8 protein-coding genes and 1 CRISPR repeat array (1 of these 9 cut by a window edge) are annotated in these 18141 nt (G+C 30.7%); of the genes, 3 read left to right on the forward strand and 5 right to left on the reverse strand.

Annotated elements, in window-relative coordinates:
* Positions 1–6691: direct repeats of the CRISPR family, unit length 36 nt; unit sequence GTTTAAGAATACACAAGAATGATACCACCCCAAAAC; it begins 3130 nt to the left of the window's first position.
* A 30-nt stretch (positions 6692–6721) separates the two neighbouring features.
* The 4 genes from cas9 to cas1 are packed head-to-tail and all read right to left on the reverse strand — an operon-like array spanning position 6722 to position 11993.
* Positions 6722–10123, reverse strand: a complete 3402-nt coding sequence (gene cas9, locus O3I44_RS03325) for a type II CRISPR RNA-guided endonuclease Cas9 (protein WP_303717095.1) — start codon at positions 10121–10123, stop codon at positions 6722–6724.
* Between the two features lie 19 nt (positions 10124–10142).
* A complete protein-coding gene (locus O3I44_RS03330; RefSeq protein ID WP_303717096.1) occupies positions 10143–10853 on the reverse strand; it encodes a hypothetical protein in 711 nt (236 codons plus the stop codon).
* Positions 10798–11133 carry a CRISPR-associated endonuclease Cas2 gene (gene cas2, locus O3I44_RS03335; RefSeq protein ID WP_303717097.1) on the reverse strand — a complete coding sequence of 112 codons (336 nt, stop codon included), beginning with the start codon at positions 11131–11133 and terminating at the stop codon, positions 10798–10800. The genes O3I44_RS03330 and cas2 overlap by 56 nt, the downstream gene beginning before the upstream one ends.
* Entirely contained in the window at positions 11109–11993 is an 885-nt protein-coding gene (cas1, locus tag O3I44_RS03340; protein WP_303717098.1) for a type II CRISPR-associated endonuclease Cas1, read from the reverse strand. Before cas1 ends, cas2 begins: the two co-directional genes overlap by 25 nt.
* 527 nt (positions 11994–12520) lie before the next feature.
* Here cas1 and O3I44_RS03345 point away from each other — a divergent pair.
* From O3I44_RS03345 to purB, 3 genes are all read left to right on the forward strand, one after another.
* Positions 12521–13855, forward strand: a complete 1335-nt coding sequence (locus tag O3I44_RS03345; RefSeq protein ID WP_303717099.1) for a hypothetical protein — start codon at positions 12521–12523, stop codon at positions 13853–13855.
* A gap of 124 nt (positions 13856–13979) precedes the next feature.
* Positions 13980–15278 carry an adenylosuccinate synthase gene (locus tag O3I44_RS03350; protein ID WP_303717100.1) on the forward strand — a complete coding sequence of 433 codons (1299 nt, stop codon included), beginning with the start codon at positions 13980–13982 and terminating at the stop codon, positions 15276–15278.
* A 294-nt stretch (positions 15279–15572) separates the two neighbouring features.
* Complete coding sequence (gene purB / locus O3I44_RS03355; RefSeq protein ID WP_303717101.1) at positions 15573–16865, forward strand: adenylosuccinate lyase; 1293 nt, start codon at positions 15573–15575, stop codon at positions 16863–16865.
* 168 nt (positions 16866–17033) lie between these two features.
* Here the strand turns inward: purB and O3I44_RS03360 are convergent, their stop codons facing one another.
* The gene (locus O3I44_RS03360) at positions 17034–17999 is read right to left on the reverse strand and encodes a hypothetical protein (protein WP_303717102.1); all 966 of its coding nucleotides are present in this window, start codon (positions 17997–17999) and stop codon (positions 17034–17036) included.
* Positions 18000–18141 lie beyond the last annotated feature (142 nt).

Consider the following 18141-nt stretch of genomic DNA (forward strand, 5'->3'; position numbering starts at 1 on the left):
ATGATACCACCCCAAAACATTCATTAGTTTAAATTGAGCGTCTTCAAAGTTTAAGAATACACAAGAATGATACCACCCCAAAACTAACGAATTCATTGATAATATGGAAGAACTGTTTAAGAATACACAAGAATGATACCACCCCAAAACGCAATATGGTCTGGCATTAATTCGCTATGAGTTTAAGAATACACAAGAATGATACCACCCCAAAACTCGAACACCAATACAATTTATCACAAGAGGGTTTAAGAATACACAAGAATGATACCACCCCAAAACTCATTGTAATCTCAAATGACATTTTCGGCAGTTTAAGAATACACAAGAATGATACCACCCCAAAACTTTGTAATTCCAGCCATTTTACCTCCTTGTGTTTAAGAATACACAAGAATGATACCACCCCAAAACTCAATTGGTGTTTTATCTTCAGCTAATTTTGTTTAAGAATACACAAGAATGATACCACCCCAAAACTCTAACCGGAGATACCTCAGGCGGTTTTACGTTTAAGAATACACAAGAATGATACCACCCCAAAACTGTTTGAATTGAATAAATGCATATCCAGTTGTTTAAGAATACACAAGAATGATACCACCCCAAAACTGGAATTGTTTAACTCTTCCATACATATATGTTTAAGAATACACAAGAATGATACCACCCCAAAACAAAATCCATTTAGTACTCACAATTTAGATTGTTTAAGAATACACAAGAATGATACCACCCCAAAACAAATCTTCTTCTCATTCTTTATCAAATGCTGTTTAAGAATACACAAGAATGATACCACCCCAAAACTCGCAAATACCAATTATGAGAGCTCAGCGTGTTTAAGAATACACAAGAATGATACCACCCCAAAACTGTTTTTCTAGGCATTTTTGCCCTCCTTTTGTTTAAGAATACACAAGAATGATACCACCCCAAAACTTATCAATTCTTTTAAATCGCCTATTTCTTGTTTAAGAATACACAAGAATGATACCACCCCAAAACGTCCCGGAACCATTCATTTCATATTAGCGCGTTTAAGAATACACAAGAATGATACCACCCCAAAACTTTTAAAATTTCGTCAATATCTTTGGTATTGTTTAAGAATACACAAGAATGATACCACCCCAAAACTAGCCAATTGCTATCCCTTCTTGTTGAGATGTTTAAGAATACACAAGAATGATACCACCCCAAAACTTTGATGAAATATTCAAAGAAGTTGAAAAAGGTTTAAGAATACACAAGAATGATACCACCCCAAAACAGATGATATGAATTTTTGTACCTTTATTTAGTTTAAGAATACACAAGAATGATACCACCCCAAAACTTTTTTGGTAATCCAGTTTTCATGGATCACGTTTAAGAATACACAAGAATGATACCACCCCAAAACTTGCTAATATCTGTTATATCCTTCTTATCAGTTTAAGAATACACAAGAATGATACCACCCCAAAACAGATGATATGTATTTTTGTGCCTTTTGTCAGTTTAAGAATACACAAGAATGATACCACCCCAAAACTATTGGAAATCAAATTAGATTTTTGAATTAGTTTAAGAATACACAAGAATGATACCACCCCAAAACAAGTTAAACGTTCGAAAGTTTGACCCGGAAGTTTAAGAATACACAAGAATGATACCACCCCAAAACTCATTGTAATCTCAGATGACATTTTCATTTGTTTAAGAATACACAAGAATGATACCACCCCAAAACATATATATATGCCTCCAATATTCCAGGCTTGTTTAAGAATACACAAGAATGATACCACCCCAAAAACAGCTCCAGAAGATGCTCGTGAAGTAGAAGTGTTTAAGAATACACAAGAATGATACCACCCCAAAACAATACAGAATATATTGATCATATCATATCAGTTTAAGAATACACAAGAATGATACCACCCCAAAACTTGTTTCAATCAATGGAAGTAATTGAGTTAGTTTAAGAATACACAAGAATGATACCACCCCAAAACTTGTTTCGATTAATGGAAGCAATTGAGTTAGTTTAAGAATACACAAGAATGATACCACCCCAAAACTAATGATAAAGTTTTATTTGCAGGATTGAGTTTAAGAATACACAAGAATGATACCACCCCAAAACCTGGATGCGTAAATTTCTTTACGATAGATAGTTTAAGAATACACAAGAATGATACCACCCCAAAACCTATCTGAGCCACGAGGTGAAATATAAGCAAGTTTAAGAATACACAAGAATGATACCACCCCAAAACGTGATTCGATGAACTGTCCAAAAAAGATGTGTTTAAGAATACACAAGAATGATACCACCCCAAAACAGTGGAACCTATCAAACCACATCCAAATTTGTTTAAGAATACACAAGAATGATACCACCCCAAAACCTGCCGGCACTAGTGAGTTTATCTGAAACTAGTTTAAGAATACACAAGAATGATACCACCCCAAAACCTGCTTTGCATTTTTCAATAAATGCCTCTCGTTTAAGAATACACAAGAATGATACCACCCCAAAACAATACAAAAACAATTATTTTCTCACTCTCAGTTTAAGAATACACAAGAATGATACCACCCCAAAACTTAATGCATTTTCATTGCGTAAAACAATTCGTTTAAGAATACACAAGAATGATACCACCCCAAAACGGTATAATAATTATATGGCAGACAAGAATAGTTTAAGAATACACAAGAATGATACCACCCCAAAACTATTCCAGTAAACAATCTTTGGAAGGTTGAGTTTAAGAATACACAAGAATGATACCACCCCAAAACTACCTTTAATGGTAGAAGAAGTATTACCCGGTTTAAGAATACACAAGAATGATACCACCCCAAAACAATACAATCCGTCTCAACCTTCGGTATCTGGTTTAAGAATACACAAGAATGATACCACCCCAAAACATACTATCACTAACTAAGCTAATAAGATTAGTTTAAGAATACACAAGAATGATACCACCCCAAAACTCATTTAAAACTCCATTTAAGCTTAATTTAGTTTAAGAATACACAAGAATGATACCACCCCAAAACCGCTGTTTCTTTGATAAATGTACTGCCAAGGTTTAAGAATACACAAGAATGATACCACCCCAAAACGATTAGACGTTTTAGATTTATTAGATCGAAGTTTAAGAATACACAAGAATGATACCACCCCAAAACTAGTAAAGACCCTGGAATTGCGAAGGATAAGTTTAAGAATACACAAGAATGATACCACCCCAAAACTCACCTGCTGGAAACTCTGCCTCCTCTTCAGTTTAAGAATACACAAGAATGATACCACCCCAAAACATGTTTCTTCCTTATCTCATTTGTAAAAATGTTTAAGAATACACAAGAATGATACCACCCCAAAACCAAGTAAGGCCGCTATTCTATCTATTGCTGGTTTAAGAATACACAAGAATGATACCACCCCAAAACTTAATGCGTTTTCATTGCGTAAAACAATTCGTTTAAGAATACACAAGAATGATACCACCCCAAAACATTTACTATCTAATTCTTCCTTCTTCTCTTGTTTAAGAATACACAAGAATGATACCACCCCAAAACGAAAAGGAATGTAAACATGTGCAAGACAAATGGTTTAAGAATACACAAGAATGATACCACCCCAAAACCGATTGGAAATCAAATTTGATTTTTGAATTAGTTTAAGAATACACAAGAATGATACCACCCCAAAACATATATATATATATACTATTAGGTCTTGGAGTTTAAGAATACACAAGAATGATACCACCCCAAAACTGCCCTTTCAGCTATTCCCATTCATTGTAAGTTTAAGAATACACAAGAATGATACCACCCCAAAACCAACTTCGCCCTTAGGGTTATAAAAAATGGGTTTAAGAATACACAAGAATGATACCACCCCAAAACGTAATAGATGATGTTTTTTCTGTCATTTTTGTTTAAGAATACACAAGAATGATACCACCCCAAAACTCCCCAGATAAATAAGTATAACCGCAACCAGTTTAAGAATACACAAGAATGATACCACCCCAAAACGGGCTTTTTCATTCATAGATCTATATATTTGTTTAAGAATACACAAGAATGATACCACCCCAAAACTGGATGGGACTGATTATGGAATAATCCCAGGTTTAAGAATACACAAGAATGATACCACCCCAAAACATAACTCGCTCAATGTTTTTATCATTTGCTGTTTAAGAATACACAAGAATGATACCACCCCAAAACTAGAAATGCCGCGGCGCCAGATACAATTTAGTTTAAGAATACACAAGAATGATACCACCCCAAAACCATTATCATATTTTTTAACTATAATATTTAGTTTAAGAATACACAAGAATGATACCACCCCAAAACAATACTGTCATTAGGTTTATTTTGTTGCCAGTTTAAGAATACACAAGAATGATACCACCCCAAAACCTGAATAGGTAGAAGAGATTTAAAAAAAGGGTTTAAGAATACACAAGAATGATACCACCCCAAAACTATAATTGTGTGTGATATATGAACTATTTTGTTTAAGAATACACAAGAATGATACCACCCCAAAACAATACTACACCTAATGAAAGAGGTATTTCAGTTTAAGAATACACAAGAATGATACCACCCCAAAACTAAAAGCTCACATTTGGGCCTCGTGTTTAAGTTTAAGAATACACAAGAATGATACCACCCCAAAACAAGAAAGAATTCGATTATTTAAATACAGAAGTTTAAGAATACACAAGAATGATACCACCCCAAAACTCTTCTTCTAATCATATTTAAATCCCTTCTGTTTAAGAATACACAAGAATGATACCACCCCAAAACCCAATTAATTATGATTCAAATGATTTATTTGTTTAAGAATACACAAGAATGATACCACCCCAAAACTATATATTACAAATTCATTTAAAGCCAAACGTTTAAGAATACACAAGAATGATACCACCCCAAAACTGGGTGTCAACACCAAAGGCCGCTTTTATTGTTTAAGAATACACAAGAATGATACCACCCCAAAACTAACAAGCTGTAAGCTATCTATATCTGCCAGTTTAAGAATACACAAGAATGATACCACCCCAAAACATTTGTCGATTGATAAAGATCTTAAAATTCGTTTAAGAATACACAAGAATGATACCACCCCAAAACTTTGTACTATAATGGACTTGCTTAGATGTAGTTTAAGAATACACAAGAATGATACCACCCCAAAACTTTTGGCGTCTTAATCTAACACAATAAAATGTTTAAGAATACACAAGAATGATACCACCCCAAAACGGGACCCGGTGGTAATTTGTGGTATAATATGTTTAAGAATACACAAGAATGATACCACCCCAAAACTCGACGGAACGGATTACGGAGTAATTCCAGGTTTAAGAATACACAAGAATGATACCACCCCAAAACCCGCCTTGACTAATTCTATTGACAATTTGAGGTTTAAGAATACACAAGAATGATACCACCCCAAAACTGGCCTAAATAGGCCAGTTGTCATATTTGGGTTTAAGAATACACAAGAATGATACCACCCCAAAACTCATTTAATCCATTTAATCAATTTATTACTGTTTAAGAATACACAAGAATGATACCACCCCAAAACTTAGCTTTGGAAAAAGCTGGATTTGATAGAGTTTAAGAATACACAAGAATGATACCACCCCAAAACTAAATTTGTTATTTTGTCATTCAATCGCGCGTTTAAGAATACACAAGAATGATACCACCCCAAAACCTATTTGTTGAAGATATCACATTTTTGCTAGTTTAAGAATACACAAGAATGATACCACCCCAAAACCATTTGACATTTGAGCATTCATTTTTTTAAGTTTAAGAATACACAAGAATGATACCACCCCAAAACCATTAGTTATGGTCTATCATTCCAGGCGTTGTTTAAGAATACACAAGAATGATACCACCCCAAAACAAGTTTGATTTAGCAAAAGATATTAAGATTGTTTAAGAATACACAAGAATGATACCACCCCAAAACCTACCTTCTTTTTTTCTTTACTAATCTGTCGTTTAAGAATACACAAGAATGATACCACCCCAAAACCACCATTAACTGCGGAACAAATTGAAGCAAGTTTAAGAATACACAAGAATGATACCACCCCAAAACTCACCTGATAAATAAGTGTAGCCGCAACCAGTTTAAGAATACACAAGAATGATACCACCCCAAAACAAGAATAATGATAATCTAATTGGTAAATCAGTTTAAGAATACACAAGAATGATACCACCCCAAAACCTTCAAAAATATTATAACACATTATTTTACGTTTAAGAATACACAAGAATGATACCACCCCAAAACATTGAAGGTAAAGTTGATATTTCTGGAAACGTTTAAGAATACACAAGAATGATACCACCCCAAAACTTAGGGAATTTTCATTGCGTAGAACTATTCGTTTAAGAATACACAAGAATGATACCACCCCAAAACAAGCTCTTAATCTTATCTTCTACTAACTTAGTTTAAGAATACACAAGAATGATACCACCCCAAAACCAGCTTTGCATTTTTCAATAAATGCTTCTCGTTTAAGAATACACAAGAATGATACCACCCCAAAACGGGGTTGATTCATCTGAAACTAAAAAACCGGTTTAAGAATACACAAGAATGATACCACCCCAAAACCTCAAATAGCAAAAATAATTTTTATTTTTCTTAAATTTCACTTTTTTGAATAATAAAACCAAGAATATCTAATTTAAAAATTTTAAAGTCAATTAAAGATGATAATGTAATATAGTTTTGATTTTCACTATTGCTTTTATTCATGGATAAATTTTTTAGTTCTATTCTATTGGTCGCATGGTGATGTCCACACACTCAATATCAATCAACATCATTGGAAATAACATCGCCATAATCTAGAACACTAAAGTTATTTGGATCTTTAACATTTTTTCGTTCTAGTCATTTGAATAATTTTTGAGAGTCTATTATTATTTTATTATTTATAATTTTAGCGTTGGTAGCATTAATTGGAATAACTTTCTTGTTATTTTTAACATCTTTATAGATCCTGATTTCAAATCAATTCATACTTTCATAAAATGATTTGTTGGCATTATTAGGTAACATTATGATTTCATCAACATTTTTTGATGGACCTAATAATCTTAATTTTTTAGGGAAATTTAAATAATTCAACTTACCAAATGACAGCCCTGTTTTTTTAGCTTCTTCATAAGCGGAAATAAAAGGTTGCTTTTCATTTTGATAAGAGAAAAATATTTTTTTTAAATCATAATACAATGTTTTTTCTTTATTTTTAGCTTGTTGATAAATATCATCATAAATGAATAAGCTTTTACTTTTTTTATCATAATCTTTATGCTCTTCATCAAAATAAGGAGCATAATCAGAAGATTTTTTGTTTTTATCAAAAAGATTAATGGTTTTAATCTTTTTTAAAATGGTTGCTTCCTTATTTTTTTTATCTTTTTCTACTACAATTTTGGATGAATAAACTGTTTCATCAAATAATGCAAATGATCTTCTTCTTTGTTTCATTCTTGAAAATTTCATTTTCGACATTTTATTATTTAATTCTTCAGCTCCACAGCTAATAGAACTGATAAGCGAAGCATATTCTGTATTTATGAGTGCATCCTTTTTGTCTAATTTTAAATTATCGTATTTATTATTTTTTTGAAATTTATTGGGCGAGGATAAAATTTTTTCAATCATTTTATTTTCCCGATAATTTTTATTTAAAATTGTAATTAAATAAGCGTCTTCCGCATGATGGCCATGTCATAATCTTTCTTTGGTAATTTTTCCTTCTTTGTTAGTAGTCATAGCATCTGCTCCATCTGGTCTTTTTAACTCATAATTACTTTTAAAAATAGTTTGCCTAGCAAATGAGGTCATCTTGCCATTAATTGTTTTTACTTTAAAATCAAGATTATTATCATCTTTATAAGAATTTAAGTATTTTAAAAACTCTTTTGTAGTGTATCTAGTATCAACTAAATTCCTAGCAATAAAACCAATTTGATTTTCAGGTCTAGTCATATCAAGTGTTGTAGTGAGAAAATTAAATTTTTGTTTAGAAAGAAATGATTTATCTTCACCCCTTGTTAGATACCATTTGTTTCATAATGATTTTAATTGTTCAAATTTTTCATTATTATTAATATATTTGATTGGTGTTAAATTATTTTTACGGGCATTGTGTTGATTTTTTGTCAAAACTTTATTTTCTCTTGAGTTATCAAATGATTGTGATCTAGGAATAATATGATCCACATCATATGAATGAGGATTCTTTTTAAGGTGTTCTAGCTTAATATCTATTCCATCATAAACATCCTTGCCCATTTGTTGTTTCCAAAATCATATTTTTTCTCTTAATCTTGAATTACCACCAGATGAAGGAATATTTTTATCACTATTTATATATCCTGCAATCTCTTTATTATTTGCTTCCCGGAACTTTTGTCTTTGGGTTTCATTTTCTCTTGCTTGTTTATTTTTTGTTTCTCTTGCCATTTCAACAACAATATTTTGAATCTTATAATCATTTTCTTGGCATTTGACCACTAGAGCATTCAATACTTTAATTGTTTGTCGCAACGATCTTTTGACTGTTGGTGTAGCCACTAAGTTATGTAACCATGCATTTAAATCCGTTTTTGGGGCATTTTCACTATCAGGTTGGTGATACTTATAAATATATTGTTGCTGATTGATAGATTCAATAACAAGTGTTTGCAACATTGATCTCATCGCTTTGTATGAAAAAGAGTGCCTCTGAGACATATTTTCTTTAATTTTAGAAACGTTATCAATTTTGGATTTATCAATTTTATATTCTTTAAAAATATTTTTAAATTCTTCTTTTCTTTTTTCAATTGTTTTAGTATTAGACAATACATCAGCTATTGAATCAAAACGATTATCTTTCAAAAAATCCTCTAATACAAATTTTAAATTTTTTGTTTCAAATAATAGAGCTTTAGATATTAAATGAAATGAAACCAAAGAGGTAATTAAATTTTTCCCTGACTTATCAATTCTAAAACCTTCTATATCATCAATACTAACATTTAAAGTTTCGGATATATATTTCATAATCTTATTTAAATTGGATTTTGTCGCAAATGAAAAATCAATGCATTTTCTAATGACTTCTTCGTTTAAGTTTGAACCATTTACTCTTAAATTAACTAAATCATTAATTAAATTGAACAATTCTGAAGTCGGAGCTTTTTTTGGGGCTCTATTTTCATCTGGATATAAAGAACATTTCCCAATAGTTTTACTTCAAATAGGAATAGTAGGCTTAGATCTATTTAATTTTGAATCCCAAACGTAATTTTCTTTGCCTACTCCATACTTTGTATTCGTTTTATAATTACCAGGACCATCTTCGAAACTCCTTTGTCTAGTGAAAAAAGATAAAAATTTCTTTTTAAATGATTCACCTAATTTTTGGTGTAGGAATATTTGATCAATCTCTTTTAAATAATCATCCTGATGAAACCTTCTATTAAATTCACCATTTAAGTAACCATTTTCTTTGAAATAATTAATTTGTTGGGTAATTGGAAAAATATCTTTTTCATTGATAGCAATATCTTCTTCATTTTCATCTGCAACCGTATATTTAAACCCTCGATGCAATATATATCAATACAATACTTTTATTAGTGAATTTTTATCTAGTTTTTCTTGTAAGCCCTTGTTTCTAAAGTAAAAAACCGATGATAAATTCTTTAAAGAAGAATCGTCTCATTGCACTTTATTTTCAATATTTATATAATTATGAAGAAAATTGCTAACAAAAAAATCTTTATTATCCAGTTTTATATCGGAAACATATTTAGACTTAATAAGTCATTTAATGAAATCCCTTTTTAATGTATACCTTCTATTCACCTGTCTTCTTGCTGATCTAGATTCCCTTCTTTTCTCGTTTAAAAGTTTACTATCTTTAGGGTTATCAACTGTGCTAAAAAGTCTTGATCCATGTAAAATTATTTTAGATGTTTGGGAGTCAACTAATGCTCATCCCACTGAAGAAATACCAATATCAAATCCTATATCTATGTTTTTCATATGTCTCCTATGTTAATCATTATAATTGATTTAATGTCTTTTGAATAATAAAAGTATTAAATGTCTTTTTTTGTAATAAAAAATCATCAATATCTTGTTTTGATAAAACCATTCTTGTTTTTAACTCTAATCATGATTTAAATTTATCTGCATCAATTATTTCTATCACTTCTGCATCATTATCAATGATTAACCTTTCAATTGTTTTTCATTTTATCAAACTTAAATTGCTGGATAATAAAAATATGTCAATCATGGACCTTTCTAAGTCAAGGTCGATTCCTGGGAAACCAGTAATTAATATTCTCATTTTTTTATTAGATGTTTTTGTTAAAATAAGTAATAACTTTTCCACATCCATTAAATTTATATATCTATCTTCAAATTTAAAAATATCTTTCATCAATTTGTTTTTATTAATATCAATATCTAGCACATCGGTAAGTTCATTATTTTTCATCATAAAAGCATTAATTTTGTCCACATCCATTAATTCATCTATCATTATATAAATTTCATCAATATAATGCTTGGAAAAAGCATTGTTACTGGCAAAACTAAATACATCACTAACTTTAGTCATGGGAGTGATAATCAAATCAAAAAAATCACTTTTTGAGCCACAAATTCATTTAAATATATCATTGGTATATAGCAATTTATTACCGAAATCATTAATTAGTTTCATAATCAATAATAACTCGTTTTGATGCGTTATTAATACTTTCATTTAATCTTTTACTACCTCTTAAAAAAATCGAATTCATATATTGCCTTTCAGATATTAATATCATTCTGATATTACCTTTAGATGGTAATACCTTTTTTAAATAATTTTCTTCTTGTTTAGCTAAAGAGGGAAAATTTAATATTTTATAGTACACAGAAAATTGAAGCATAATATATCCTCTTCTAATTAAACCATTTCTAAATTTAGTATATTCTTTTCTTGATGATTCATCAGTCATATTTAGATCATACATAACTAGCAATCTCATAATTCTATCCATTCGATCATTCTCCCTTGCACTAAATTATTTACATACATTTTCATAGCATTAGCTAGATAATGTTTTTTGCCTTTAATTTTGACCTTGTGTTGATATAGATCCAATAATAAATTTCTAGCCGAAAAATCAAATGATTCTTTTGCCCTTAATTCATAAACAACTTTATCTACCAATGGTCTAAAAGGCTCCATTAAATCTGAAGCTAAGGCAAAAAAATTACTAAATGATTTATGGAAAATGCTTATTCTAGTATCTAAACCCGATGAAATAATGGACTTGATCATTAAGGCCCTGATGATGGAATAACCATAATTGAGCATCGAGTTAATAATTGTATATTTATTCATATCCATATTCTTTTGTCTATAAAAATTTTTGCCAAATAAAGAATGCCAGTAAATTTTTGAAGCATGCCCTTCTCTATTAGAAATATCAAATGATTTGATTTCTTGTGTTAAAACTTCCATATCTTGAATATATTCATTATTACCAGTTTTATTTAAAAGACTAATCTGGTTTGTTATTTTATTTTTGACTATATTTTTCCACAAGGCATTTTTATATAGATTAGTTCATGATATTTGTTTTTCAATGATTTTTAAACTCATATGATTACCTTTGACAGGGATAGTGTAACTAGCCGGTTCTCTTTTCCCATCCATGAATACAATTGAGACATTTGAATTAGTTAAAGCATTAAGTAATTTAATAGAAATAGTTGCTCTATCATTGTTAAATATCAAAAGGTCAATATCATTCATGTTTATTAATATTTTTTCTTTAATTCTCTTTATAAATAAATTATTCAAATATAATGAAATATACTCATCAGTATTAATTTCAACGATTTTTCATCCCATAAATAATTCCTTTCATTTGTGATAAAAAAAACATCCCAAGGATGTACGGCATAAAGCCTTATCTTGAGGATGTATCATTCTTGTGTATTCTTGCTAACACTTGTGTATTCTTATTAACAATGTTAGCAAATATTATTATATACCTTTTTGCAAAAAGTGAAACAAATTATTTTCAATGTTCTGTCCACACCTAAGTGTACCTAAAAATTTCATTATAAAAGGCCACTTGCCTTACAATTGGTTTGAAGACTAATTAGAAAGAAAAGGGACACTAGAAAATAAGCATAGAATCATAAGAAAATTAATCCCTAAGGGAAAAAATTTAAATAAATATATAAATAAAGATTTATTAATCCTAAATAAATTTGTCAATAACTACTACTCAAAAACATTTAATAGAATATAATGAAGCAGAACCAATAAAGGCATTGAAAGACTTTTTTTCATTACTGAAAATTAGGTCCACTTACCCCCCTGGACAAAACACACTACGCAAAAATGCTATAATTTAGATAAAGAGGTATTAAATGAAAAAGACATGAAAATTACTTTTAAGATTAGGATCGATGGTGGCCATGATTACCCCCATAACAGTTGCAATATCTTGTGGCAGTAAAGCCATCCCATCAAAGGAGCAACAAAGAAACATATTTTTAAAGCAAAAAGATAATATTTTATGAAAAGAAACCTTATCAAAACAGGATATTGAAGAAGAAGATAGGGAATTGGCTTTAAAATATCAACAATATACTGTTGCTAAAGCTTTAGATTTGTATGATCCAGAATCATATCAAAATGATGATAGCTCATATAATAAGGTTTTGTTGTTTTTAGATGGTGGACCTCGATTTTTCTTGGATCCAACCACACTCGATGAAAAAGGTAGTGAACTTTTACCTGGATATACCTCTGAAAATGACCATATTTTAAGTAGTGAAGCGACTCGTTCTGGTGTAAGAGATAATTTTATATTCGCAAATATCCAAAAATATGTTCATTTATCTGCTATTAATGAAACCGAATCTAGTATTAAAGAAACAAAATATAAAAATATTAAACCAAGATTATATAACTTTATAGAATCACAAAATTATTTAACAAATGACGCCTTTACCAGAGTTTATAGCTATCAACATATGCTGGATGCTCAAAAAATGACTTTAATTAATTTGCACAAGGCAATAAAAAGTTTTAAAGATAATGGGAAAAAAGTCTATCTCTGAGGTTCATCTTTTGGAGCGATGACTCTTTATGGATATTTAGCAAGATACGGTAATGACTCAGATGGAATGATCGCTTTTGGTGGACCTATTAATTATGGGTCATTTATGTACTCACCAAATAGTCCACAAAAGTCCATTAAAAACATTAAAAAGAATCTTAGTACTGAAAACATCTATAAATTACCACATTGAAATGATGGTGCTAAAGAACTAATACTTGAACATGAAGTTCGTGAAGCAAAATTAAAACAAATGAAAAACTTTGTAATAGCAAATAGAATAACGCTTTTGAGAGCAACAAATAATCTTTCTAATACTGAAACAATCGCCAAATTGAAGTTGGACAATAAAGTAACTATTAGTTATGGTGATGATGATTGATTCTTCTCAAAATCAACGATTTTTCCTGAATATAAAGCTTTTTATGAATACATTCAAGATTGAACATGAAGTAATATGGAAAAATCTGGCGCAAATATTCTTGTTCTGAAAGGTGCAAGACATACATCGCAATTTATTTATGGGATGTTGAGCCAATATTTAGTTACCCAAATGATTTTAGATGATAAAGTATCGAATATTGATACATTTGAAAAATATATGGACTTCAAACAAAAATACGATAACCTTAGTTATTAAATCAAACTTAGAGAAATTTATCTAATTTTGGATTATTAATCATATGTTATGAAAATATCTATGTAGTTATTTATGTGTTTGGATTAAAATATAATTGTTCATATAATATCAATAAGGAGCCTGCATGAAATACAACACAAAAGTGGTCATTGGCACCCAATGGGGCGATGAAGGCAAAGGAAAGGTTTCAGATTATTTGGCACAGTCTGCAGATATAGTTGTTAGATACCAAGGTGGAAATAATGCTGGTCATTCTATTGAATTTAGTGGAAAGCGTTATGGTCTTAACCATATTCCCTCGGGGATATTTAATCCCAAAACAACTAATGTTATGGCTCAAGGGATGGTGATTAATCCCAAAATGCTTTTAGATGAAATAACTAGATTAGAAAATGGTGGTGTTACTAATTATAAATTAATCATCTCTGATCGTGCTCATGTCATTCTTCCTTATCATCTTGATATTGATGCTCAACTAGAAAAAATTAAAGCAACAGCAGATGTAACTAAAATGATTGGGACCACAAAAAAAGGAATTGGTCCCGCTTATGAAGATAAATTTGGTAGAGTCGGAATCCGTATGGGTGAATTTATTGATCCAGAATTATTTAAAGAAAAACTGCAAGATGCTTTGCTAATTAAAAACAAAATCTTGAAAGGATTAGGATTAAAAACATATGAAGCAGACACCATTTTTAATGAATATGTGGAATATGCCAAAATAATTGCCCCAATGGTAACTGAAACTGGTTCTTTTTTAGCTAAGGAATTAGAAAAAGGTCAATCGGCTGTTTTTGAAGGTGCCCAAGGCATTATGCTTTGCATTGAAAACGGAACTTACCCTTATGTAACTTCTTCTTCTCCAACTGCATCAGCCATCCCTCTTGGAACAGGCCTTAATCATAACTACATAAATGTAGTCACTGGAATTGTGAAGGCTTACACCACCCGTGTGGGCCAAGGAGCTTTGCCAACTGAGATTGAATTAACAGACCCAAAGATAGCTCAACACCTCAGAACCAAAGGCAATGAATTCGGAACAGTCACTGGTCGCCCCAGAAGAGTTGGTTGATTAGATACCGTGGTTTTAAAACATGCGGTGCGAGTTTCAGGTATTAGCGATTTTACTATTACATTATTAGATGTTTTAGATGAACTAGAAACAATTAAAATATGCTATCAATATGAACTTGATGGAAAAATAATTGATTACATCCCAGCAACTAACAAAGCCTTTGTAAGATGCAAACCTATATATTTAGAAATGCCTGGATGACAGCAAGATACTACTAGAACAAAATCTTTTAATGATTTACCAATGGAAGCAAGAGCTTTCTTAAATAAAATTGAGGAATTAACGTCTGTCCAAGTTACTAGATTTTCCGTTGGGCCAGATAGAAACCAAACTATCACAATAAAATAGCATATAATAATCTTAATGTTATAGGTCCTTTTTAGTGAATAATATCACCTTAGTTCTTCGGAATGCAGTTAACTCCTCTAAAGGGAGTTTTTATATAGAATAATCTTATGAAAAAACATCATTTAAGATTAGAAAAAGTTTACCATATCGTCCTGATCCCATATCTCCCTTTATAACAAAAAGAACGTTAACTAGTTTGTCACTATAAAAACAATTTTGCTGTTACATATTGACTCATCTAAAAAATTATTTTATATCAAATATATATAATTCGTTGTTATAATTTCATTAGTTATGATTGATAGATATTCCACACCTGAAATGAAAGAAATATGAAATGATAAAGCTATGTTTGAATCATGGTTGCTTGTTGAAATCTACAGCATTGAGGCTTATGCCAAACATAATACCCAAATCACTCTTAGAGATATTGCTAACTTGTGAAAAAATGCTAAAGTTGATGTTCAGAGAATCAAAGAAATTGAAAAAGAAACAAAGCATGATGTCATTGCTTTCACAAGACAAATTTCTGAAACGTTAGGCGATGAAAAAAAATGATTTCATTATGGATTAACTTCTACTGATGTTGTTGATACTGCACAGTCAATTAGATTAATGAAAGCAAATGACCTTATTAAAAAAGAATTAAAACAATTTTGCACAACATTAAAGAATTTAGCTAAAAAACACAAATATACTTACCAAATTGGACGGACACATGGAGTGCATGCTGAAGTCACAACCTTTGGTTATAAAGTTGCCCTTTGATATGATGAATTCACAAGACATATAAAAAGATTTGATGAAGCTTGTCAAGAAATTCAAATTGCTAAAATTTCAGGTGCTGTTGGTAACTATGCCAACATACCTTTGGATGTTCAAGATTATGTCGCTAAAAAATTGTATTTAGCTTCATCTAAAATTTCCAGCCAAACGCTGCAACGTGATCGCCATGCACAATATATTTTTTCCCTAGCATCAATTGCAACATCGATGGATAAAATTGCTACTGAAATTAGACACTTGCAAAGGACCGAAGTTCGGGAAGTTCAAGAAGGTTTTGCCAAAAATCAAAAGGGATCATCAGCAATGCCTCATAAAAAAAATCCGATTGTCTCAGAAAATATTTCAGGCTTATCAAGAGTAATGAGGTCGCATGTTCAAGTTGCATTAGAAAATGTGGCGCTGTGGCATGAAAGAGATATATCACATTCCTCAACTGAAAGAGTTATTATTCCTGACTCAACAACTATGTTGCATTACATGTTAAAAAGGTTTGATAAGGTATTGCAAAATTTAGTTGTTTCTCCGGAAAATATGATGAAAAATATTGAATTAACTAATGGTGTTATTTTTTCCCAAAGAGTAATGCTGAAAGTAATTGATGTGAACAACTGATCAAGAGAAAAATCATATGATGTAATCCAGCCAATAGCAATGAAGGCATTTAATGAAGGAATATCATTTAAACAATTATTAATTGAAAATAATATTATGTCAGAGCAAAATATTGGATCATGTTTTAGTCTTGATTATTATTCCCGAAACATTGATGCCGTATTTAAAAGACTTAAGATTGGGATTTAATTGTACTATCTTTTATGATAATTGTTCATTAGCTTGATTAATTGTAGCATCATAATTATCACATGCTTTTGTAACTAAATCGGTTTGATCTTTTATGGCAACTATCAACTAATCTTGATCTCCTACTCTTAAAATTTTGTCAGATGCATTATTGACTGCATTTTTATATTAATTTTTTTTAGTTGTATCAATTGCATCTTGTGATGTATGAGTTGCAGTTTTTGCTCCTACGGTAATTAATTGTGGGAAAAATATGCGTGTCCCCTCATTAAATTCTAAAGAAATTCAATAAGCATTCTCCCCTACTTTGTCCTTATTCATAATATTTATAAATAAATGGGATACCGCTGAACCTTTGACCATCACGACAAAATCAAGGCCTGCTTTTATCATTTGTTTGGTGGATTTGAATTCGTGGATTCCATCATATAGTCCGTCAAGTTGGACGGAAGATGATGTTGCATATTTTGCAAAAGCAAAAGCTGAATCAGTTCTAACTGCAAGATTTGAATGAGCATTAAGAGCCTTATGAACTGATGGGGTTGTGGCAATTGCAATATCTGCATTATCAATGCCTCCTTGAATGACTCCATCTGCACATTTCATAATTCTCATTACAGCATCATCAATGAGTTTTTTAATTTTTGCTCCTTGTTCTGCAAGTGTCCCAATATGAGCAGCAGTTGTATCCACACTTTCAATACTTTTTATTGTTCATACGACCTTACTTTGGGCAATTATTGCTTGAAAATAATTTTGATCCTTTATGACCGTCGCACTAACTCTAAATACTTCTTGGAATCTTGCCAATAATTCGTTGTCGTCTTCTAAAACTTGCCCACTTATTGGTCATCAAGTTAGATTATGGGTTCTTAGTTTGTTTTTTAATTCTATTTCGCCTCACCAGATTGATTCTGCTTCCTCTAGCACTAATGATTCCTTTTGCACTAATGGAATGAAAATTGGAATGAAAAATCTTACTTGTTGTGTCTCTCTAATTTCTTTCTCAGTTGATAAAATCTTTACCTCACTTGATAGTCAAGTAGATATTGATTTTGCTGAAACCTTTTTTTCTATACCAACTAGTTTCTGTCTTATCGTTGGATTTGAATTTAATGATTCTTCTTTGGCCATAATAGCCTCCTTTGTTTTTTTTTGCTTAATTTACTATTTTAAAAGTAATGAGCCTTATTTATATAAGAATGGCCATATGAATTTAATTTAGTTCATGTGAAGAAATATCATAAATAATACCCTAGAGTCTTAAAATAACGAC

Source organism: Candidatus Mycoplasma mahonii, assembly GCF_030550815.1.
GTDB classification, from domain to species: domain Bacteria; phylum Bacillota_I; class Bacilli_A; order Mycoplasmatales; family Metamycoplasmataceae; genus Mycoplasma_O; species Mycoplasma_O mahonii.